The sequence below is a fragment of the Vibrio sp. D404a genome, assembly GCF_030248535.1.
In the GTDB taxonomy this organism is placed as follows: Bacteria; Pseudomonadota; Gammaproteobacteria; order Enterobacterales; family Vibrionaceae; genus Vibrio.
The window spans coordinates 1-19,928 of record NZ_JAHGAJ010000025.1; the positions used below are offsets into that span (position 1 = coordinate 1).

Consider the following 19,928-nt stretch of genomic DNA (forward strand, 5'->3'; position numbering starts at 1 on the left):
ACCTTTCACGTCTTGCTCTGAGATTTCTACGAATTCGCCGTTTTTGAATGCCGTTGCGTTGAATGGTTTGATTTCTGTGTTGATCATGATTTTACTCTCTTTAATTTGTTGTTTTGACGCTGCCTTGCGTCGATGGAGATATATTGCCTCGATAGGCTCAGAGGGTAAATTCGGACGTTTCTATTGTTCTAATAGGAGATAGCTATCAAGCATGAAAGGCAAAAGCTATTGAAAGGTAAATCTAGTGATAGGTAAGTTCAATCAGCGCTGTGAAGGTTGATTTGAGATGATGGAAACAGAAAGCCTCGACTCAAAGAGTGAGTCGAGGCTTGTGTAATCTGTTGCTATGGACGGCTAGCGTTTTTCGATAAACAGTACGACTTCGCCAACCTTGAAACCGAACTTGGACATTTCGGTTTTGTTGAACAGACGTTTGTCGTCCATTAAAAACATCCAGTCATCTAGCGTCACTTCATACATTGAACCGTCGACTTCGATTTCTAGCGTGTATTTCCAGTAAAGGGCAGAGCCTTGAGTTTCACCATACGCTTCGCCTATTACGTCACCCGCTGTGCCTGTGTAGGTGTTGTCGCCAGTTTTAACCAGTTTCCAGATCCGAGTGGACCGTTCACCATCAGCGAAGCGAAACCACTCTTTGATTTCACCCTGGTCGCCTTGCCACTCTGCTACCAAATCCGCTTCAAAACGTCGCAGTAGATTACCAGAGCGATCGAGCACCATGCCATAAGCGATGAGGTCGCCGTCAAAGAACTGTTCGAGCTTGAGTTCAGGTGTGGTGCCCGTATGTTCGGATAAGTTGGCAGAGCCACACCCTATTAGAAGAGAGCAAAGTAAAAGAAGCCATCCTGTTTTCATTCATTGTGTCCTGTTTTATTTATTGAGACCTAACAACTGCTGGCGGAGTTTCGGTTCCGACGTGTTTTCTGACAGCCAGATAGAGAGAAAGGCTTGTCCAAATTGGGTATCGGTAATGGTGCCGATTGGTTGTTCGTCGAAATAGAATTGGCTCTGCTGGTTTTCTGAAACGCGAATGGTCAGAGTGCTGCCCTGTTTTACGTTCGGCCACATTTCGTAGAGTGGAGCGATCCAGCTCTTGATTTTGCTGTCTGAGTAGCCGAGTTTTTCCCACTGATCTTGCGTTGCATCGACTAGATCTTTGCTATCAATGTCGCGGTAGTATTCGATTTTCAGTGCTTGCTCAGAGCGAGTGGGTGTGGTGTACAGCTCGGCGTTGTACAGTGTCCAAAAGAGATAAGTCATCTCTCCCTCGCCCTGCTTATTCAAATCACCGACGGGAGAGGCGTTAGCGGCGTTGTGGAAGATAAGTGCACTGCACGCAAACAGGGTTGCAAGCGCTGACAGTAAGTAACGCTTCCATTGCGAATAAGGGTGGCGCTGAGCTTTAGCACGACCCTGTGATGAATAAGCCATAAGTCACCTCGTTGTCTCCGCCATATTAGGCTTGTTTAGATACGAGTAGCCGACCACTAACAAGGGAATCACTAATCCCCAACTGACCGCAAGCGTGGATAACACCCACACATCTGGCCATGTGGACTGAAGCGCACCTGCCTTGATGCCGCCCCAGTAGCTACTAGTACCTCCTACGAAACCGAGGAGAATGAGGATCACGTTCGGACATTTCATTAGCCAATTGAGGCTATGGTTAAAACTGATTAAGAACATCACCCACAAGCAGGCGAGCCACACCGGGAACCAAGTTTGGTTAGCGATACTTGGGTGTGCTGAAAAGGCGCCAAGGCCAATCATTAAGCTATCGAGAAGCAGACCTATTGGCAGCAAGAGTAAGACTCTGAAGTCGTCACGACGAGTGGGTGAAAGAAGAAAATGCAGCGCCACCAATAGTGGCGCTATAAAGACGGCTTGCTCGGTAAAGAAAGCACTGCTTACCCAAGTGGCTTGAAACAGAACAAGGTTAATAATCCAGAACCGTTTCATCTTTTGCTCCATAGTAGCGAGGCTTACGCGCCACAATGTGATGAGTGCTGATCACGCGTTCAAGGAAGGCGCCCTCGCAGTAGCAGAAATAGAAGGTCCACAGTCGCTTGAACTCTTCTGAATACCCTAGGCTTTGTAGTTCATCCCAGCTCCGCTCAAACGCGACATTCCAATCGTTTAGCGTGCGCGCGTAGTGCAAGCCGATGTCGTCAATTTCTTGGACGACAAGATCAGTGCTCTGTGCAAGGTGACCTGTCATGACAGCAACAGAGGGTAGGCAGCCGCCTGGGAAGATATATTTCTGAATGAAATCGACCCCTTTACGGTATTTCTCATAACGCCCATCTGCGATGGTGATCGCTTGTATCAACATCTTGCCTGTTGGCTTGAGCAGCTGAGAGCAGGTAGTAAAGAAGGTTTGTAGAAATTCATGACCAACCGCTTCAATCATCTCAATAGAGACTAGCTTGTCGTATTGGCCTGATAGGTTGCGATAGTCCTCTTTAAGCAGAGTGATCTTGTCGCTTAGTCCGAGTGCTTCAATGCGCTGCTTGGCAAGTTCGTGCTGAGCATCAGAGATAGTCGTGGTTGTAACATGGCAGCCGTAGTTTTGCGCCATGAATATCGCAAGTCCACCCCACCCAGTGCCTATCTCAACCACACTGTCTTGTTCTGTTAACTCTAAGCGTTCACAAATGGTACGCATCTTATTTTGCTGAGCGTCTGCGAGCTGGGTAGCTTGTTCACTGTAGATAGCTGAAGAGTATTGCATTGATGGGTCTAAGAAGCGCTCGTAAAGCTCATTGCCAATATCGTAGTGAGCCAGAATGTTACGTTTCGAGCCTTGCTCTGTATTGGCGTTCTGCTTTCTCAAAAACAGATTTTTAATCTTGGACAGCCACTGTGTCTTGTCATCTAGCTCGTCGAGTTGCTGCTGGTTGCGAGCCATGATTTGAATGACACGAGTTAAATGTGGACTTGTCCACTTGCCGTCAATGTACGCCTCTGAAGCGCCAATACTGCCGTTAAGGACAACGTCTTTAAAGAAACTAGAATCGTGAATGACAATCTCGGCGTGAAGGTTGGCTTCTCGGTCACCAAATATTGAATGCTCATCCCCTTCGATGACTTCGAGCTGGGCTCCCTGTAAGCGTTCCAGAATAGTGAAAACAAGGCTTCGATACTTACAGTTTTTGTTCAGCACTGCGGTTTGAGGCTGCTGCTTGATGTTGTGATTTTGTTTGGCAAGCTGTTCCATGTAGACCTCGCTGAGAAAATTCTCGTCTTAGTTAATTCTTGTATTGTGGTGGCTTGGAAACTGAATCTGGGTGCGAGATAAAGGGCACCTTTTTGATGAACAGTTTTAAAGCCTGGTAATAAATGCCTAGCACAACCTTAGTGGTCATGGCCGGAGTTCGAATCAGTGTTTGTCGTATATCACTGGCAGTCATCGGTTGTTTTTCGAGTGCCAATGTGGCGTCAAACACCTTCTTGTCTCCGGGATATTGCTCGTCCCTATGATTTTCAATATGGACTAAAGTGCGGCGTGATGGAGGCTTGATCTTCCAATGGTAAGTCATGTCTAAATCCATAAATGGTGACACGTGGAAGTCTTTCTTCGCCTTCAACTCTTGCTGCATGTCTATCAAATAATAGTGTCGTTCACGCCAAGGGGTGTTGCTTACCTCAGCCAGCATGTAACGGCACTCCAAATTTTCGTCAAAGCAAAAGAAGCAGTTGATTGGGCTAAAATAAATCCCGAAACAACGGCACTGTGCGAGCATGGTGACACGGTTGGATTCGCTCCATTGACCGCCCAGTGATTTCACTTTGAGAGCTATACGCTGCTTTAGAGTTTTTGGTTCAATGCTGTTTTGCGTTTTATAGCTATTTGACGTTTTATCATTGATTTGCGATTCATGATTGCCTAAAGACTCATCTCCGTTGAATGTCTTCTCCGGAACATAATCTGTCTCAACAAAGCGAATGGGGTTGAACCAACGGGTACCGAAGACCAAGCTACGCGCTGTTGTCTGCTCGATCTCATCCAAATCAAGTCCCATCATATACAGCTGATAGCTAAACTCGTGGGTAATGGCACCGAAACGGCGGTGCCTTACGTTGCCCCAGTAGATGCCACTGCGTTCGGTGTTTTCATCAAAGTGGCGAGTTACCGTGCTCATAGTTCTAGTCCAAAGCGTTTGGTCACGTCGAGTGCACTACGCACACCATCTTCATGGAAGCCGTTGTACCAGTACGCACCCGCAAAATGAGTGCGATTGTGCCCACACATGGTTTCACGTTGCTGCTGCGCTTGAACGGTATTGGAGTTAAGCACTGGGTGATGGTAGACAAATTGACGAATGATCTTATCTGGGTTAATGGCATCGCTCTGGTTGAGGGTTACACAGAAGGTGGAATCGTCTTCAATCCCTTGCAAAATGTTCATGTTGTAGGTGACACAGGCTGGTCGCTTGCTGTTGCCATCTAACATGTAGTTCCAACTCGCCCACGCTAGCTTGCGATCAGGTAGTAACTTTGTATCGGTGTGAAGCACCACTTCATTGCGGCTGTATGGAATTTCACCCAATACCGCTTTCTCTTGTTCAGTCGCGTCACCGAGTAGCGCCAGAGCTTGGTCAGAGTGACAAGCGAAGATCACTTCATCAAAAATTTGTATTTCACCAGATTCAAATTCGATAGCGACTTCACTTTCATAGCGGGTCACCTGTTTGATGTGGCTGTTGAGCTGAACGGGTTTAGATAGGCGAGATAGAATAACATCGACGTAGGAGCGTGAACCTTTTGGAATCACATACCACTGCGGCCTATTGGTGATATCGAGTAACCCATGGTTAAAGAAGAATTGGATAAAGAACTTAAGTTCGAACTGTTCCATCTCTTCTAGGCTGGTGGACCAAATAGCCGCACCCATAGGAAGTATGTAGTGTTGGCTGAAAAAGTCTGAAAAGCGGTAGTGATTCAGGAAATCGCCCAAGGTTTCATCTTCGGTAAACTGATGGTTTTGAAAGCGTTCCTTGCACAGTTTGTTGAATTTGATGATCTCAAGAATCAGGGTCCAAAACTGCGGCTTTAAGATATTGCTGCGCTGAGCGAACAATGAATTGATGCTGTGACCGTTGTACTCAAACTGAGTGTCAGTGTTGTGAACACTGAAGCTCATTTCTGTTTCTTGACGATCGACGCCAAGCTGTTCGAGTAGCTTGTTGAAGTTAGGGTAGGTGCGATCATTGAAAACAATGAAGCCGGTATCGATAGAAAATGCCTTGCCTTGGTGTTCAATATCGACTGTGGCGGTGTGCCCACCGACATAATCATTTTTCTCGAAAACCGTGATGTCGTGGTGTTTATCTAATACGTGTGCGCAAGTGAGTCCGGAGATACCGGAGCCAATAATGGCAATCTTTTTCATTGTTATACCATCCTTGAGGCAAGCTTATGCCAAACCGACTTGGGTAAAAATCGCAAGCATTTCATGATGAAGATAAACCTGCGAGGAAAATCTACTTCGCTCTTTCCTTGTTCGAGTCCACTGATGATTCTTTGAACGGCTTGTTCGCTACTTATAATCATAGGCATAGCGAACGTATTTCGCTCTGTTAATGGTGTATCTACGAAACCAGGATGAACGATAGAAACGTGAATATTGTGTGCTGCGAGGTCGACAGCAAGCGTTCGACCTAAATAGGTCAATGCAGCCTTTGAAGCTCCATAGGCTTCAGCTCTTGGTAATGGCAAAAACCCTGCACTGGAGCTGACTAGAACGACTCTGCCTGCTGGCTTTATACATTTCAGCCAAGCCTCTAGGGCGTAGCCAATTGAGATCAGGTTAATGTTGATTACGCGTTCAAATAGCTTGGCGTCAAAGTTGACTGGGTCATCAATATACTCGCAATCCCCAGCGTTCAAGATGACCATATCTAATGGTTCATCTGAAGTAAGGTCTGGGTAATTTTCGTAGTCCAAAAGATCAAAGCAGAGCGGCTCAACATTATCTTGCTCATTGGTTAGTGAATCGAGCTTGTCTTGGCTACGACCACAAGCGATGACGACATGTCCAAGTTGAGCGTATTTGATTGCTAGATCTCGACCGATACCTGAGGTTGCGCCTGTGATAAGAATTCTCATGTTATTGGCTCGCTCTACGCTTGATGGACTTGATCGCACAGCCAAGAACTGGAATGTGCTCGTAAAGCATGGATCCCACGTCGAGATAGTCTCTGTGATAAATCACAAGGTCGTCTTTCATTTGAAGGTGAGAGTGTCCCTCAACGGTAATCGGCTTGCGTCCATTAAGCTGTTTGTGGGTAAATTCCATAGACCAGTAAACGGCGGCTTCTTCGCCAGACTCGAACGCACTGATGATCGTAAATTTACAGCTGGCAACATTGGTGTAGATGTTCTCGAAGTAACGGGTTAGTGCGTCCAACCCGTTTACTTGATGAAGTGGATCTTTGAATTCAACCTGCTGGTGGTATACATCCTGTAATGCACCAAAGTCGTCAGTACCCAGCTGCCTATACATATCAAGAAAATTATCTAGCCATCGTGAATTTTCCATGGGTTCACTCTCACTTCCGTCTATCGTGCTATTTGTAAAAATCTAGGGCCCTTAACCGCGCTTCTTTATGTTCAACGATAGGTCCCCAATAACGACTGTCATGTCCACTCTTGGTGATAAATGTGTGCGGAAAATGCACGTCTCTATCGGGAATGTTTTGCAGCTCTGGGAGATATTTACGGATGAAAACTCCTTTAGGATCAAACTTTTCACTCTGAGTTATCGGGTTGAAAATCCTAAAGTAAGGCTGCGCATCACAGCCGGTGCTTGCAGCCCACTGCCATCCGCCATTGTTGGCACTGTAATCACCATCAATCAGGTGCTCCATAAAGAAGCGCTCGCCCCATCGCCAATCAACCAACAAGTGCTTAGTCAAGAAGCTGGCGACGACCATTCGTAGACGGTTGTGCATCCACCCTGTTTCGAGTAGTTGGCGCATTGCTGCATCAACCAGTGGGTAACCGGTTTTCCCTTCACACCAGCGTTGGAAATCTTCTTGATCGTTGTGCCAGGTGAGTCCGTTGTATTTTTCTTGGAAGTTCTCGCCTTTCACTAATCTCGGATGGTGGAAGATCAGGTGTTTATAGAAGTCACGCCAGATCAACTCGTTGAGCCAAGAGAACTCAGCGCACTGGGTATCGACCAGAAGTTCTGGGTGTTCTTGAATCAATTGAATCGCCAACCAACGAGGGCTAATTGCGCCAATGGCAAGATAAGGAGATAAGCCAGAGGTTCCCTTTATGGATGGGATGTCTCTATTGTCCGCGTATTGGTAGAGCTTTTCTGCAAGAAACTGAGGTACCACTTGCCCTAACACATCGTCGGCTAATGGCCAGCGAGAAGAGTCCTGCTTTGGGAAATCAAAATCATACTCTCTTGAGAAGGTTTGAAGTTCTGGTTGCGCTCTTTTTGAATCGACTTTCGGATAGGGTGCGCAATCAATGCCAGAAGCTTGAACATACTTTAGCCAAGCCTTTTTGAACGGGGTAAATACCTTAAACATCTCCCCCTGCTGATTGAGAACTCTTCCTACAGGAACAATGACGTCGCAATCAAAGGTGGTCAATGTGATGTTGAGGGCACGTACTGCTTCATCTCTCTGTTGTTCGTCCACTTCCGGCTCAGAGTTGGCCATGACTTGGGTGATGCTGTGCTCGCGGCAGTAGTTGGCTAGGGTGCTCGCTTGATCGTCAAAGTCGGAGGCTTTCAGGTGAACGAGCTCAATGCCAAATGAGGCGAGTTGTTCTGATAGCAAGGTTAGGTGGCGGTATATGAAGTCAGCTTTGATCGGCGCTAAATGGTGTTGTTGCCACTGTTTAGGTGTAGAAATAAAAACGGCGTGTGTAGCGCCGTTTTCAATTGCAGAGACCAAAGCTGGATTGTCATGAACGCGCAGGTCGCGTCGTATCCAGAGTAGAGTGCTCAATATCCGTATCTCAACTTAAGTTCTTGTGGGTGCGGGTTTAGATAAACCTGCGACTGTAAGTACTCGTTTGGGTACTCCATCAAATAGTGATTAATCAGCGTAAGTGGCACCAGCAATGGGATAGTGCCTTCACGGAAATCGTTGATTTGTCGTGACAGCTCTTGCTTATGAGTGCTGCTTAGTTGCTTCTTAAAGTAACCTTGTAAGTGCTGAAGTGTGTTAGCGTGCGTACCACGGTTAGCATGGTGTTGCAGTGCCGTCATTAGCCCCTCAATGTAGCGTTCAGCCAGCTCATTGATCTCTAGATCACTTTCACCCAATAGTTGGCCGAGTTCTTTGTAGCCTTCAACGTGGTGACACATAACTAGGTATTTGTGAGCGCTGTGGAACTGAATCAACTTGTGCTTAGTGATGCCTTCATCAACCAAGTCGAGCCATTTCTGGTACGTAAACACACGAGTCATGAAGTTTTCGCGAAGGATTGGGTCGTTCAAACGGCCGTTCTCTTCGATCGGCAACAATGGGTTATGATCCATTAGCTGCTTGGTAAACATACCAATGCCTGTCGATTCTGAGCCGCGACCGTGGTGGTGATAGACCTTCACACGTTCCATACCGCAGGTCGGGCTTTTTTGACACACAATAAAGCCCGCAATGTGTTCGTTATTTTTTGCGTAGTTTTGCCCATATTCGATCAGCTCATTAGTGACATCACCAGTACCATCAGGGCGAGACACATGGATGACGTCGTCTAGCATTCTGGTCTGACGAATCGTTGGGCGAGGCGTTGGAAGCCCCACTCCCATTTCCGGGCACACTGGCTCTAACTCAACATAGTCAGCCAGATCGTCAGTGCAGAAACGAGAGCGTTTATGACCTGTATCGAATCTAACCTTGTGTCCTGCAACACAAGCGCTGATACCGATTTTTATTTTTTTGTCCATAGGTCAAATCCTTATAAACATTACTCAAGACGTTGTATATAAGATGGTGTATTTATTAATGTTTTTCAATCACTAATAAATGAACTTGCCAATTGGGTTAAACAACTGACTCACACCTTTCGTAAAGTATAGAGCATCGCTTGAAACCGTTAGGCACACACAACCTTCCTTAGTAAAAGGTTGGTGCGTATGTTCACCATCTAACCAGATAAAATCGCCCTTATGATATTCGCCCATCTCATCTTCAAAACTGCCCTCTAAAAGCAAGGTAATCTCAAAGCCTTTGTGAGTATGGCAAGGCACAGCGCCCTCTTTATCAATATGCAGTAGGCTGGTGTGATGATCACCATCTTCGAAGTCGAGACGTGCGCGCGAGATCTTGCCTAGATTGAGCCAATCTTTTCTCACGACTTGGTTAAGTGCTCGTGGTAATTCAAATTCCGTGTCAGCGACTTTCACCAGCTGCGGTGAATGGTCTTCAGTGGCATCGATGCTAGCCAGCTGTTCATCAGCCGTGATCATATCGATGAGGCTCATGTCGAAGTCTGCGTGGATATCGTCATCGTTGCCGTGAAGTACCGCATTCACTTGGTTCTCAATCAGCTCGTCAGCAATAACTTCTTCCGAGCCAAAGCTATCAGTTGCTGCAAGTTCGGTAAGGCGCATAACCTCGGCTTGGCACTGTTCACACATCTCTACATGGCTTGATACGATCAATGAGAGAGAATCAGGAAGTTCACCAGTGACGAAGTCTCTGAGTATTTCTGCTGTTGGGTGATGTTTAATCATGGTTCTGTTCCCCCATATGAAGCTTCAACTTGGCGAGTGCGAGTCTCAGTCTTGATTTCACTGTGCCGAGTGGCACTCCGAGTTGCTGCGCCAATTGCTCTTGAGACAGCTCTTGATAATAAACCCCTTCAACGATGGTTCGCTGCGCTGGAGGCAGCTTGTCTATTTGATTACGTACATGGCGACTCATCAAGTGGTCGCTGTATTCGCTCTCATCATCGCTTGCTTCAGACAGTGCAGCATCGATAGGCCAGATGTCATCCGCAACATTTTGCTCTGCTTTGGCCTTCACTTTACGCAGCATGTCAAAAGCGGCATTACGCATTACCGTATAAACCCAAGTGGTTGCAGCACCTTTCTCGCTGTTGTAAAGATGCGCCTTTTTCCAAACGTTGGTCATGGTGTCTTGTACTAACTCGTTAGCGGACGCTTCACTCCCCAACTTGTTAATACCAAAACGCTTGATCTTGGGCGCGAAAAATTGAAACAAACGAGTGAACGCTTGCTTGTCTCGATGAGATGCAACTAAAACTAGCCAGCTGGATAACTCTGGCGGCACTTTACTGTCGGGTACGATGACAGACTCCTTGGCTTTTTCGTTTTTTACTTTACCTAATTGCATAATAGACTAACCTTCATCCGGGTTTGAGGACTTATACGGAGGAAAGTGATGCTTAGATCAAACAAAAAGAAAAAAAGTTTGAGCTAGTCGTTACCAGTAATTATTTGATTTAAAAAAGGAACCAAAGCTGGGAAGCTTGATGGCGAAGTGAAGCGCACTTTCTTCTCGATCGGAAGTGGCATCACCTCCAACAAGCGTGCACAGATCCATTGCGGATCTTCGAAATTAGTATGCGGGTAGAGCTCTCTAATCGCGTCATGTTCTCTGAAAAGTTGGACTAGAAAGTTACTGAACACTGGGGGAAGCTGACAATCTAAACTTGGCCAGTGAGGTAGTGTCTCGAAGTCCGCTTTTAAAAGGCCTGTGTTGTCTCTTCGTGTGTTGAAAAGCCTAACCAAAGACTCACCTTCCACATCAATTTCCAGCAACTTGTCGTCAGAAAGATTGAAGTCGACAATCTTGACCTTTGTACCCCAATCTTTAAGGGGGCTATTGTTGCGGTTATCGTGGCTCGCTATTACAAAGCCATCGCCTTGAGCTGCTTGTGCCACCATGGTTAGGTACTTTTGTTCAAAGATTCTCAACCGTTGTCGACCGCCGGGTAGTATAAACAGCGGCAACGGGAAAATTGCGTAGTCGGTTTTTGTTTCCATAGAAAGTGTGCCCCAAAAAATAAAAAAGTATCAAACACCAAACTTTCTGTGATTCGTGAAGGTTGGTTGTGATAGCTATACGCTACGCAATTTACTTTCGATCAAACTGCCACACGGTTCACTTCATGAAGAGTTAAAGACAAACCCGCTTTCTGTTAGAGCTGTCTAGAAAAACAACAATGGCACTCTCTATTCAGGGGAATTTTAAGTAGTATATGTAGGGTGATTGATACCTATGCGTATCAAATGAAAAATTCGTTGAGTGAGCTCAAATCATAGAAAATCCAAGGAATGGTCATGATTGTGATTTACGGAATTAAGGAACATCTAAACCCAATTAAACAGCAGTTGTCGGATGTATTGCAGCAATGTTTGAATCGTGAACTGGGTTTGCCGGATGATAAACGCGCTCATCGCTTTGTTCCGCTAGATAGAGAAGACTTTTTCTTTCCTCAAGGTCGCACAGAGGCCTATACCGTTATTGAGATTAATATGATGGAAGGGCGCACGGTCGATACCAAAAAGCGCTTGATTAAAACGATTTTCGATGAAGCAGAAAGGCAGCTTGGTTTATCACCTACCGATATAGAAATTACCATCAAAGAGCAGCCGTCACACTGCTGGGGTTTTCGCGGTATGACGGGCGATGAAGCTCAGGATTTAAAATATAAAATCAATGTTTAACGCCAGCACTGAGTTGGCTTTATCTATTCGCTCTCTGTTGATGCACTCAAATATCGGTGCCAGTTCTCGTTCATGATTTGATAATGCTCGACACAAAACTCTTTTCTGTCTTTTAGGTAGTCTTTTTCGACTTCATCAAGCAGGTTTTTGTGGCTCTCAGGATCGCTACCATAAACAAGGCACAAGGTTGAGAAGTAGCGTTGTAGATCAAAGCTGTGTTCGTCGATGTATTCGCCAAGATCGTAGTATTCCGGTCGATCTTCTGACTCATAAGCAAACAGATCAGCGGCACTGATTGCTGCGTCTGCTCCGTGTTCAACATAATCAATCAGTAATAGCGTCGCGAAGTTATCTGCGGCATCTTCTTCTTTACCCAAAATGGCAATGTTCTGGTCGGCGATATACGCGTGTGCCGCTTCATGCAGTAACGTATGGAGTAAGGTGTCTACCGCGCCAGCTTGGGCTGATTTATCGTACTTCTCTTGATACTTGTTTTTCTCAAAATAGTTCACTGATTCAGAGTAGAACTGATAAGGCATGTGGATGACATGAGTGTTCGGATCGTAAAGCGGACCATCAGAACCACCGTATTGCACCACAAGCGGTGAGTCGAACGGAAACAGCTGCTCAGAGAGATCAACCAATGTGTCGTTCACTTCACTTTCTATAATGGCTTGTTTGATGTCCGATTCGAGTTCATTGGTGGGGGCTTGATACTGAATCGAGATATTTTGAGTTGGTGTCGTCTCTGCAGAGACATGAGTTGCGGCAAGTAATGCGCACGCGATACCACTGTTAAGTACGGTTTTTCCGAGGGTGTACATAATGACGTCCTGTTGTTCTTGTATTGGCCCTAAATCGATGTTTTCTGAGCGACTTTATCGCTTTCCAGTTTAGGCTATATTTAGCTTGGTGTGTATTTAGCAGATAAATTTCGGTTCAGGATAACCCTTGTGCTATACTCCGCGCCCCAATCCGCATTGGCTTGCTTAATTTTAGGAAATTATTATGAGTGCTAAAAACGAACTTCAACAAATTAACAACCGTCTAGACAAGTGTCGCCACAAGTTAGCGGCTGCTAAGGCTCGTAATGATCGTCCTGTTGTTCGTCAATTCGAAGACGAAATCAAAAAGCTAACCAAGAAAATCGCACAGCTGAAACACAAGCAAAGCTACGATGTAAACAAAGAGCGTAAAGCACTGCTAGATATGCCTTTTAGCCGTGAAATTACTAAAGCTGAGCAAGCGGACATGGGTAAACTGAAAAAGTCTGTAAAGGGACTCGTAGTTGTTCACCCAATGACGAAGATCGGTAAAGAACTTCGTCTAGAGGTTATGACTGGTTACGCACCGAAAAAATTCTAATTACCACCACTGGTAATGAAAGAGGAGCTATCAATAGCTCCTTTTTGCTTTTTTAGGTTTCCAGAACGATAGTTAACGTTAAAAGTTTCCAAATGTCATAGTGAATTTTTCGAGGTGATTGCGGTCACAAAATACCCTAGACCTCGCTTAAATTGACCTAGCACTAACATCTTGGTTGTCTTTCACACTATTGTGGAGCGTTTTCTAAACTCACTATCTCACCATTTGCATAAACACAGGTAGAGCAGCACCAAAAACTACAGATAAAACTAGACTCATTAGGGAAGATGAGGAACGTAAAAATATAGAGGTGATATGAATCATTTAATTTCAATAGGGCCACTAGAATCTTTCCTAATCGCGATTAGTGTTTTGTTTCTAGGTCATTTTGTAAACGCGAAGCTTCCGGTTCTTAAAAAGTACAATATCCCAGAACCCATTGTCGGCGGCTTGATTGTCGCGTTTGCAATCACAGGTCTTCATTTCAATGGCATTGATCTAGAGTTCTCACTCCCGTTACAAAACACATTCATGTTGATGTTTTTCGCAACGGTTGGTTTAGCCGCGAACTATACCCAGTTGATGAAAGGGGGCGCGAAGGTGTTCCTATTCTTGGCCGTCGCGTCGGTTTACATCATCATTCAAAACGGTGTGGGCGTGACCTTGGCTACAGCGTTAGGGTTAGAACCGCTGATGGGCTTGATTGCTGGCTCGATTACTCTGTCTGGTGGACACGGCACCGGAGCCGCATGGTCTCAGACTTTTGCTGACACGTACGGAATTGCTAATACACTCGAAATCGCAATGGCATCGGCAACCTTTGGTCTGATCATTGGTGGTTTGATTGGTAGCCCAGTCGCACAGAAACTGATCGACAAAAACAACCTAGAGTCAGAGTACGGTACGGGCACACATACGCACGAGCGCTTCCCTGAGCTGGTGACGTACAACGAGTATGAAGAAGACAAGGTAACGGCGAAGAAGGTCATTGAAGTTCTGTTTATCCTTCTTATCTGTATTACCGGTGCTAAATACCTAGAGCAGTGGGTATCGACCTTTGAAATTACTTGGCTGATGATCCCTGACTTTGTTTACGCGCTGTTTATCGGTGTGTTCATTACCAATATATTTGAAGTCACTAAGCTGCACAAAACCGACAGCGAAACGGTTGATATTCTTGGCACAGTGTCGCTTTCTCTGTTCTTAGCGATGGCGTTAATGAGCCTTAAACTGTGGAACATCTTCGACCTTGCGATCCCATTCTTGGTGATCTTGGGCGTGCAAGCGGTCGTGCTAGGTTTGTTCTCGTACTTTGTGACCTTCAAGGTGATGGGCTCAAACTACGATGCGGCGGTTATGTCGGGCGGCCACTGTGGCTTTGGCCTAGGCGCAACTCCAACGGCTGTAATGAACATGGGTTCTTTGGTGAACCGATTCGGTCCATCGCCACAAGCCTTTATGGTAGTGCCGATTGTGGGCGCGTTCTTTATCGATATCGTGAACCTGATTATCCTACAAGGCTATATCTCGTTTATCGGTTAACCCATTGATGATGAGATAATCCGTTTTAAAGTGAAAAGCTCCACGATGATCGTGGAGCTTTTTTTATGGGTTGCGTTTACCTACTTGGGAGAAAGTAAGTAGTGAGCTTACAGGCACTTACAACAGAATTTCGCTAACCGTGTTACCTTCTTATCTCATTAGATTTGTAACTCGGAATCGCTCTTCTTGAGTTAATTATTGGGCTGTTCGGCTTGGGTTTGAACAGCCCATTTTTTTATCTTATTCTCGCTTCTCGCTTCTTTGATTTGTCAGCTAGAACTAGGCGGTCTGTAGCTCGCGAAACAGTGCAAAGGAAGAAGAAGCATCGTCACCTGTAACGACAAACCCTACCATTTTTTCGCTGTCGTCAAAGGCTCGTGCAACGATGCCACTTGGTTTGATGCTGGCTTCCCAGCGTGCGTTTTTCCCGAACGTTCCAGAAAACAGAATTGGGTACTTAGGCGTTTTTACCTTGGTCATCATGTGCGGCAGCGCCAGTTTGCTCGGCAGTCCAAGTAGCTGCTTCGCGAGCACGTTGGCCGACAAGATCGCAGGTTGTAAGTACGCGCGTATTTGCCCATCTATCTCGGTACAATCGCCAATCGCGTAGACATCCGGTGCACTGGTCTGCATTTGTTCGTTAACCAAAATACCGCGCTGAGTCGCGATGCCTGCTTGCTGTGCCAATGCCATATTTGGCTTAAGCCCTGCAGCGACGATCACCTCGTCGACCTCCAAAGATTGCTTCTGTTCATTGGCGGTCGGTGTCGTAGATTCTAGCCACAGTGTCTTGGTGGCTTCGTTATCCACTATCTCAGCTACCTGCGAGCTTGTTTTAGTTTGCACCCCTGCATCGTTTAGAGCGTTTTCCAATTCTCTAGCAATGAACCTAGGCAGCAAACTCGCCAGTAACGATGGAGCAGGCTCTACAATAGTGACCTGTTTCCCTGATGATTGCAGATCGAGTGCGAGTTCGACTCCGATCAGTCCACCACCGATCACTGCAACGCTATTGGCTGTTTGAAGCCTCTCTTGGCCTTGCGAGAACTCTTGCAAACTGTTCATGGTTAACAGCGAGGCTTTATGCTCTGCTATTGCTGGTGGCACAAAGGTATTCGCTCCGGTTGCCAGCACTAATTTAGAATAGCTGTAGCGCTCGCCACGCTCAGTGATCAGCGTATGCTCGTCAGTATCCAGTGAGGTGACGCGCGTATTTGTGATCATGGATACGCAATATTTTTGCTCAAGTTGCTCTGCTGTATGTGTGACCAAATCATTTGGAGACTGTTTTTCACTGAACACGTGCGACAGACTTGGTTTGTTGTACTCAACACCTTGGTCTGCAGTAATGACCGTGATTGGCAGTTCGGTATCACCATTTCGTATCATCTTGATGGTTTGTAGGGCAGCGAAGCCACTGCCGATAATAATGATGGGGGCCATGTTATACCTCCACAAACACTTCTTTGCCCAAGTGGCACTCTGGACACAGGAAGCTATCGGGTACTTGCTCCCAAGGTGTGCCAGGAGCGACATCTTGGTTGGGCTCGCCCTGTTTAGGATCGTAAACCCATTCACAAACCGTGCAGCGCCAGCAAGTACAGTCGTCGGCATGGGGAAGGTGCTGCTCAGTTTGCTCAGGCACAGGAGTTTCAGCTTGCTCAGATACAGGAGCTTCATTTTGCGTGTCCGATGCTTCTAATTTGGTTGCTTGCTGCTCGACGACTTTAGGCTGACTGTACGACTCATCTTGGTTCCAGACCTCGGCCAGAGTCGCACCGTAATCAATACACTGACGTAGAGCATCGGTATCTGGCTTCCAATGAATATGTTGTGGTGGGCTCACCTCAAAGTTTGCCTCGCGTAGGCGACTGTCGATACGTTTGACGGCACCACCTGTCCAGCCAGAAGAACCGAAGGCTGCGGCTTTTTTGTCAGCAAAGCGCAGGCCGTGCATCTCTTCTAGCAAGGCTGCGATTTGCGGCATCATCACGTTATTCATGGTTGAAGAGCCAACAAGTACGCCTTTAGAGCGGAAGATATTGGCGAGAATATCGTTCTTATCATGCTTCGAAATGTTGAACACTTTAATCGCAGTGTCAGGGCTACCTTGACGAATACCCTTGGCGATCGCATCGGCCATCATTCGAGTGTTGTTCGACATGGTGTCGTAGACGATAGTGATGCGATCTTCTTTGTACGCTTTCGACCACTCATAATATTGCTCGACGATCTGAGTCGCGTTATCGCGCCAAATACAGCCGTGTGAAGTGGCGATCACATCGATCGGCACACCGAGGCTCAATACTTCTTCAATTTTTGCTTTTACTAGAGGGGCGAACGGCGTCAGGATGTTCGAGAAGTAGCGTAAGCACTGTTCGTGCAGTTCTACTTGATCGAGTTGGTCGTTGAACAGGCGTTCGTCACAGTAGTGCTGACCGAAGGCGTCATTACTAAATAGAACCTCATCGCCAGTGAGATAAGTTGCCATCGAATCTGGCCAGTGCAGCATTTTCATTTCTACAAAGATAAGCTGTTTGCCATTACCTATGTCGAGAGTGTCACCGGTTTTGACTGTACGGAAGTTCCAGTCAGGTTGGTGATGATGACCAACAATGGAGTTAACGCCCGCTTCAGTACAATAAACAGGTGTGTTCGGGATTTTAGCTAACAGTGCCGCGAGTGCCCCTGAGTGATCTTCTTCGGCGTGCTGACAGATGATGTAGTCGATCTCGTTGAGGTCGATCTCCATCTCTAGGTTTGCTAAGAAATGATCAGTAAATCTGTGGTCTACAGTATCAACCAGCACAGTCTTCTCTTCACGAATCAAGTATGAGTTGTAACTTGTCCCTTTATTCATATGGTACTCTTTGCCGTGGAAGTGCTCTGTTTCCCAGTCGTGAATACCAACCCAATGGACATTTGATTTAACGTGAATTGTCATAACGATACTACCTTCTATGAATGTTTCTAAGGTCTGTACTGCATCGCTTGTGCCAAATTTTTAAGTTGCTGATAAGTATGGATTAAATTGTTGGTTCTATCTGTTTTTGAGTCCAAATGACACGCGTTGTTTTTGTGTCTAATTAAATGCTATGTGTCTTTTGGACTTGGTTCAGAAATGCGGTTTGCTCTTCAAATAGCGTTAATGTCTTTTGCCTCATTCTCTCTTTCCTTTCTTCCAAATACAAAAAAGGCCAGACGTGTCTGGCCAAATAAAGCAGTGCGATTATGTGAACGATAATCGTGTCTTAGAGACGGATTATAGAGTCTCTACAACTTGTTCTAGTGCTAGGCGAGCTTTTGGCAGGCCGTGGTTGTAGTCTTCGCCGTCTTTGTGGTAACCGATAGCTAGAGCAACGTCTACAACGTGGCCTTCTAGTTCGTCTGCAAACTTCTCACCGATCAGTGCTGAATCAACACCTTCCATTGGAGTCGATGCAATACCTAGACGCGCCAGCGTGTGTAGGATGTTACCTAGAGCGATGTAAACCTGAGCTTTAGTCCAGTTACCGTTGAAGCCTTCTTCGTCAGTATTCATGTCTGCGAATGCGTAAGCACCCATGAACATGTCGTACATGTCTGCAGGAAGGTGACCAGAACTTACTTCAGCATCTACACGCTTAGCAAACTTCTCTTTTGTGAATTTAGGGTCGTGAGCAAACAGAATTGTGTGAGACGCTTCTTTCGCATGCGGTTGGTTAAACTGATGCATGTTCTCGAATGTATCGTGGAAGCGTTGTTTTGCTTCGTCACTCTCAATGATGATGAATTTCCAAGGCTGAGAGTTAATAGAAGACGCAGATAGACGCAGCGCTTCTTTGATGATTTCCATATCTTCCGCAGAGATGCGTTTGTCAGCATCGTATTTTTTAGCAGTGTAGCGAGTGTTCAAATCTTTGATGATTGGATGAGTCATGTTGGCTCCTAGTATCTATATGAATAAATGTTGTAGGGTTTAATGTTCAGTAACGTCAACAATAAACGGATAACCAAAACGGTCATCGAACATGCCCCAATGATCGAGAATCTGCGGTAGCTCAAATCGATGGGTGTAAGATAAAGGAACTCTCGAGGGAGAAAAATAGCGAAGATCTCAAATGACTATGGACTTAAATGTCCATAATCATGTGAGGTGTGTTGGGTTATGCGTGCTACACAAGGCGGAAAGCGTTTTAATACGCCTTAATACCGAATTGTCGTAATAGAGGAGGGAGCACTTTATCAAGGTTGGGAATATCTTCTGGGTAGATCTCAATCAGATCGAAGCCGTGCTCTTGATAGACGAGCTTTGTGCTCTGTTGCTTCTTTTCATCGACCATACCCTTATCGCTTCCCCAAAACTGGATGTATACCTTACCCGAGGGTAAATAGAAGTCACTGACAATTTCGGTTGCGATAGGAAGAGGACGCTCATAAGCATGGACGACACCCGCCATATAGAGCCAGTTGTCGATAATAAGCTCCCCCTTGGAGCGAACATAATGCCCATCTAAGGTGCGGTGCTTAGCCTCAAACTTCTGTCTAAAGCTAGAGAACGATACATCGGTAGAGTGACTCTCGGCATCTTTACCCAAGAACTCAACCACGGATTGCTTTAGGCGTTTGTTCTTGGCGACCGTGTCGTGCCAAACCACAAACACATTATTGGTGGCTTTATCTTCTCTTTGTTCACCACCCACTTTCAAACCAGTATTGGTAACATGCCATCCATCGTCTTCACGGCGAATCCAACCTAGCTCATTGAGCAACAAGTTGACCTTTTTAGCACTTAACCTTAGGGACTGCCCTAATTGGGTGGCTGTCAGTGTCGCGCCTGTGGTCGAAGCGGTATCTATTAGTAGGTTTTCCGGCCACACAATAAATTGCCCAAACTTTTTATGTTCAACGTATTCGCCACCAAAAGACTCACCGCGTTCTGTTAATACCCATTTATCCTGATTACGGACAATATAGCCTGCACTCTTCAATTGATTGAAAAGGGCTTTGGGTTCGCTCTCTCTCTGCTTGGCGAGCGCTGATGTTGATAGTTTATTTGATGGCATATAAGTGTTTCTTTTTTTGGCTGTGGCTGACAGTAATCACGTGAGTTCTATTTATATCACTAACTTAATCACAGACAGAGTGTCGCAACGACATTTATCTGCTCTATGCTCTTTTGAAATACCAATAAGCACATGTTCAAAGTTGTAATTAAATTACATAATGAGGGTTTTGATACATATGGGTGCATATAAATTGAACTTGGTATGCTGTGTTTTTATTCGGTGGGTTATGGTTTATGGTGCTATGTTTTAATAAGTGTGATTTGGGTCACTATTTATTTTTGAGGATTCGAAAT

The 19,928-nt window shown here is 45.8% G+C and carries 21 protein-coding genes and 1 pseudogene; 3 read left to right on the forward strand and 19 right to left on the reverse strand.

The genetic code is table 11. From position 1 onward, the window contains the following. The 14 genes and pseudogenes from KI655_RS15530 to KI655_RS15595 all read right to left on the reverse strand — a co-directional run. Positions 1-87 (reverse strand): annotated as a pseudogene (locus KI655_RS15530) (peroxiredoxin); the annotation flags it as partial. A 267-nt stretch (positions 88-354) separates the two neighbouring features. Then, positions 355-876 (reverse strand): DUF3833 domain-containing protein, encoded by a 522-nt coding sequence (locus KI655_RS15535; RefSeq protein ID WP_285406881.1) that lies wholly within the window; start codon positions 874-876, stop codon positions 355-357. A 15-nt stretch (positions 877-891) separates the two neighbouring features. Then, the gene (locus tag KI655_RS15540) at positions 892-1,452 is read right to left on the reverse strand and encodes a chalcone isomerase family protein (RefSeq protein ID WP_285406884.1); all 561 of its coding nucleotides are present in this window, start codon (positions 1,450-1,452) and stop codon (positions 892-894) included. 3 nt (positions 1,453-1,455) lie between these two features. Beyond that, positions 1,456-1,980, reverse strand: a complete 525-nt coding sequence (locus tag KI655_RS15545; protein WP_285406886.1) for a DUF2878 domain-containing protein — start codon at positions 1,978-1,980, stop codon at positions 1,456-1,458. Then, on the reverse strand, positions 1,958-3,238 hold the full coding sequence (locus KI655_RS15550) for a cyclopropane-fatty-acyl-phospholipid synthase family protein (RefSeq protein WP_285406889.1): 1,281 nt from the start codon (positions 3,236-3,238) through the stop codon (positions 1,958-1,960). The genes KI655_RS15545 and KI655_RS15550 overlap by 23 nt, the downstream gene beginning before the upstream one ends. A 31-nt stretch (positions 3,239-3,269) precedes the next feature. After that, complete coding sequence (locus KI655_RS15555; protein ID WP_285406890.1) at positions 3,270-4,163, reverse strand: DUF1365 domain-containing protein; 894 nt, start codon at positions 4,161-4,163, stop codon at positions 3,270-3,272. Further along, on the reverse strand, positions 4,160-5,413 hold the full coding sequence (locus tag KI655_RS15560; RefSeq protein WP_285406893.1) for an NAD(P)/FAD-dependent oxidoreductase: 1,254 nt from the start codon (positions 5,411-5,413) through the stop codon (positions 4,160-4,162). Before KI655_RS15560 ends, KI655_RS15555 begins: the two co-directional genes overlap by 4 nt. Before the next feature lie 2 nt (positions 5,414-5,415). Beyond that, positions 5,416-6,129 (reverse strand): SDR family NAD(P)-dependent oxidoreductase, encoded by a 714-nt coding sequence (locus tag KI655_RS15565; protein WP_285406896.1) that lies wholly within the window; start codon positions 6,127-6,129, stop codon positions 5,416-5,418. Between the two features lies 1 nt (position 6,130). Further along, complete coding sequence (locus KI655_RS15570) at positions 6,131-6,562, reverse strand: nuclear transport factor 2 family protein (RefSeq protein WP_285406898.1); 432 nt, start codon at positions 6,560-6,562, stop codon at positions 6,131-6,133. Between the two features lie 28 nt (positions 6,563-6,590). Further along, positions 6,591-7,988, reverse strand: a complete 1,398-nt coding sequence (phrB, locus tag KI655_RS15575) for a deoxyribodipyrimidine photo-lyase (protein ID WP_285406900.1) — start codon at positions 7,986-7,988, stop codon at positions 6,591-6,593. Then, a complete protein-coding gene (locus tag KI655_RS15580; RefSeq protein WP_032553637.1) occupies positions 7,985-8,932 on the reverse strand; it encodes a DUF523 and DUF1722 domain-containing protein in 948 nt (315 codons plus the stop codon). Before KI655_RS15580 ends, phrB begins: the two co-directional genes overlap by 4 nt. Positions 8,933-9,004: 72 nt before the next feature. After that, a complete protein-coding gene (locus KI655_RS15585) occupies positions 9,005-9,721 on the reverse strand; it encodes a ChrR family anti-sigma-E factor (protein ID WP_285406905.1) in 717 nt (238 codons plus the stop codon). Beyond that, complete coding sequence (locus tag KI655_RS15590) at positions 9,714-10,343, reverse strand: sigma-70 family RNA polymerase sigma factor (RefSeq protein ID WP_032553635.1); 630 nt, start codon at positions 10,341-10,343, stop codon at positions 9,714-9,716. The genes KI655_RS15585 and KI655_RS15590 overlap by 8 nt, the downstream gene beginning before the upstream one ends. Positions 10,344-10,426: 83 nt before the next feature. After that, positions 10,427-10,996 carry an LON peptidase substrate-binding domain-containing protein gene (locus tag KI655_RS15595; protein WP_285406910.1) on the reverse strand — a complete coding sequence of 190 codons (570 nt, stop codon included), beginning with the start codon at positions 10,994-10,996 and terminating at the stop codon, positions 10,427-10,429. 297 nt (positions 10,997-11,293) lie between these two features. Here KI655_RS15595 and KI655_RS15600 point away from each other — a divergent pair, with 297 nt between their 5' ends. Beyond that, positions 11,294-11,680 (forward strand): tautomerase family protein, encoded by a 387-nt coding sequence (locus KI655_RS15600; protein WP_285406914.1) that lies wholly within the window; start codon positions 11,294-11,296, stop codon positions 11,678-11,680. Positions 11,681-11,703: 23 nt separating this feature from the next. Here KI655_RS15600 and KI655_RS15605 read toward each other — a convergent pair whose 3' ends face one another. After that, the gene (locus KI655_RS15605) at positions 11,704-12,504 is read right to left on the reverse strand and encodes a DUF4344 domain-containing metallopeptidase (RefSeq protein WP_285406917.1); all 801 of its coding nucleotides are present in this window, start codon (positions 12,502-12,504) and stop codon (positions 11,704-11,706) included. A gap of 184 nt (positions 12,505-12,688) precedes the next feature. Between KI655_RS15605 and KI655_RS15610 the strand changes: the two genes are divergently transcribed. Together KI655_RS15610 and gltS are read left to right on the forward strand one after the other, a co-directional pair. Next, entirely contained in the window at positions 12,689-13,045 is a 357-nt protein-coding gene (locus tag KI655_RS15610; protein ID WP_032553629.1) for a YibL family ribosome-associated protein, read from the forward strand. A gap of 315 nt (positions 13,046-13,360) precedes the next feature. Beyond that, the gene (gltS, locus tag KI655_RS15615; protein ID WP_285406920.1) at positions 13,361-14,587 is read left to right on the forward strand and encodes a sodium/glutamate symporter; all 1,227 of its coding nucleotides are present in this window, start codon (positions 13,361-13,363) and stop codon (positions 14,585-14,587) included. Positions 14,588-14,866: 279 nt separating this feature from the next. On the opposite strand, the gene norW is transcribed toward gltS, so the two are convergent. From norW to KI655_RS15635, 4 genes are all read right to left on the reverse strand, one after another. Further along, positions 14,867-16,030 (reverse strand): NADH:flavorubredoxin reductase NorW, encoded by a 1,164-nt coding sequence (gene norW, locus KI655_RS15620; RefSeq protein WP_285406923.1) that lies wholly within the window; start codon positions 16,028-16,030, stop codon positions 14,867-14,869. 1 nt (position 16,031) lies between these two features. Then, a complete protein-coding gene (gene norV, locus KI655_RS15625) occupies positions 16,032-17,531 on the reverse strand; it encodes an anaerobic nitric oxide reductase flavorubredoxin (protein WP_285406925.1) in 1,500 nt (499 codons plus the stop codon). A gap of 318 nt (positions 17,532-17,849) precedes the next feature. Continuing rightward, entirely contained in the window at positions 17,850-18,506 is a 657-nt protein-coding gene (locus tag KI655_RS15630) for an NAD(P)H-dependent oxidoreductase (protein ID WP_285406927.1), read from the reverse strand. Positions 18,507-18,762: 256 nt separating this feature from the next. Further along, positions 18,763-19,632 carry a glycerol kinase gene (locus KI655_RS15635; RefSeq protein ID WP_285406929.1) on the reverse strand — a complete coding sequence of 290 codons (870 nt, stop codon included), beginning with the start codon at positions 19,630-19,632 and terminating at the stop codon, positions 18,763-18,765. Between the last annotated feature and the right edge of the window lie 296 nt (positions 19,633-19,928).

What these genes read in the sequence shown, in the direction of transcription:
- KI655_RS15565 (WP_285406896.1), bottom strand. Translation starts at nt 6,129, where the DNA reads ATGAGAATTCTTATCACAGGCGCAACCTCAGGTATCGGTCGAGATCTA.
- KI655_RS15605 (WP_285406917.1), bottom strand. Translation starts at nt 12,504, where the DNA reads ATGTACACCCTCGGAAAAACCGTACTTAACAGTGGTATCGCGTGCGCA.
- KI655_RS15600 (WP_285406914.1), top strand. Translation starts at nt 11,294, where the DNA reads ATGATTGTGATTTACGGAATTAAGGAACATCTAAACCCAATTAAACAG.
- KI655_RS15580 (WP_032553637.1), bottom strand. Translation starts at nt 8,932, where the DNA reads ATGGACAAAAAAATAAAAATCGGTATCAGCGCTTGTGTTGCAGGACAC.
- KI655_RS15635 (WP_285406929.1), bottom strand. Translation starts at nt 19,632, where the DNA reads ATGCCATCAAATAAACTATCAACATCAGCGCTCGCCAAGCAGAGAGAG.
- KI655_RS15545 (WP_285406886.1), bottom strand. Translation starts at nt 1,980, where the DNA reads ATGAAACGGTTCTGGATTATTAACCTTGTTCTGTTTCAAGCCACTTGG.
- KI655_RS15585 (WP_285406905.1), bottom strand. Translation starts at nt 9,721, where the DNA reads ATGATTAAACATCACCCAACAGCAGAAATACTCAGAGACTTCGTCACT.
- KI655_RS15595 (WP_285406910.1), bottom strand. Translation starts at nt 10,996, where the DNA reads ATGGAAACAAAAACCGACTACGCAATTTTCCCGTTGCCGCTGTTTATA.
- KI655_RS15630 (WP_285406927.1), bottom strand. Translation starts at nt 18,506, where the DNA reads ATGACTCATCCAATCATCAAAGATTTGAACACTCGCTACACTGCTAAA.
- gltS (WP_285406920.1), top strand. Translation starts at nt 13,361, where the DNA reads ATGAATCATTTAATTTCAATAGGGCCACTAGAATCTTTCCTAATCGCG.
- KI655_RS15570 (WP_285406898.1), bottom strand. Translation starts at nt 6,562, where the DNA reads ATGGAAAATTCACGATGGCTAGATAATTTTCTTGATATGTATAGGCAG.
- KI655_RS15535 (WP_285406881.1), bottom strand. Translation starts at nt 876, where the DNA reads ATGAAAACAGGATGGCTTCTTTTACTTTGCTCTCTTCTAATAGGGTGT.
- KI655_RS15560 (WP_285406893.1), bottom strand. Translation starts at nt 5,413, where the DNA reads ATGAAAAAGATTGCCATTATTGGCTCCGGTATCTCCGGACTCACTTGC.
- KI655_RS15555 (WP_285406890.1), bottom strand. Translation starts at nt 4,163, where the DNA reads ATGAGCACGGTAACTCGCCACTTTGATGAAAACACCGAACGCAGTGGC.
- norW (WP_285406923.1), bottom strand. Translation starts at nt 16,030, where the DNA reads ATGGCCCCCATCATTATTATCGGCAGTGGCTTCGCTGCCCTACAAACC.
- KI655_RS15610 (WP_032553629.1), top strand. Translation starts at nt 12,689, where the DNA reads ATGAGTGCTAAAAACGAACTTCAACAAATTAACAACCGTCTAGACAAG.
- norV (WP_285406925.1), bottom strand. Translation starts at nt 17,531, where the DNA reads ATGACAATTCACGTTAAATCAAATGTCCATTGGGTTGGTATTCACGAC.
- KI655_RS15550 (WP_285406889.1), bottom strand. Translation starts at nt 3,238, where the DNA reads ATGGAACAGCTTGCCAAACAAAATCACAACATCAAGCAGCAGCCTCAA.
- KI655_RS15590 (WP_032553635.1), bottom strand. Translation starts at nt 10,343, where the DNA reads ATGCAATTAGGTAAAGTAAAAAACGAAAAAGCCAAGGAGTCTGTCATC.
- KI655_RS15540 (WP_285406884.1), bottom strand. Translation starts at nt 1,452, where the DNA reads ATGGCTTATTCATCACAGGGTCGTGCTAAAGCTCAGCGCCACCCTTAT.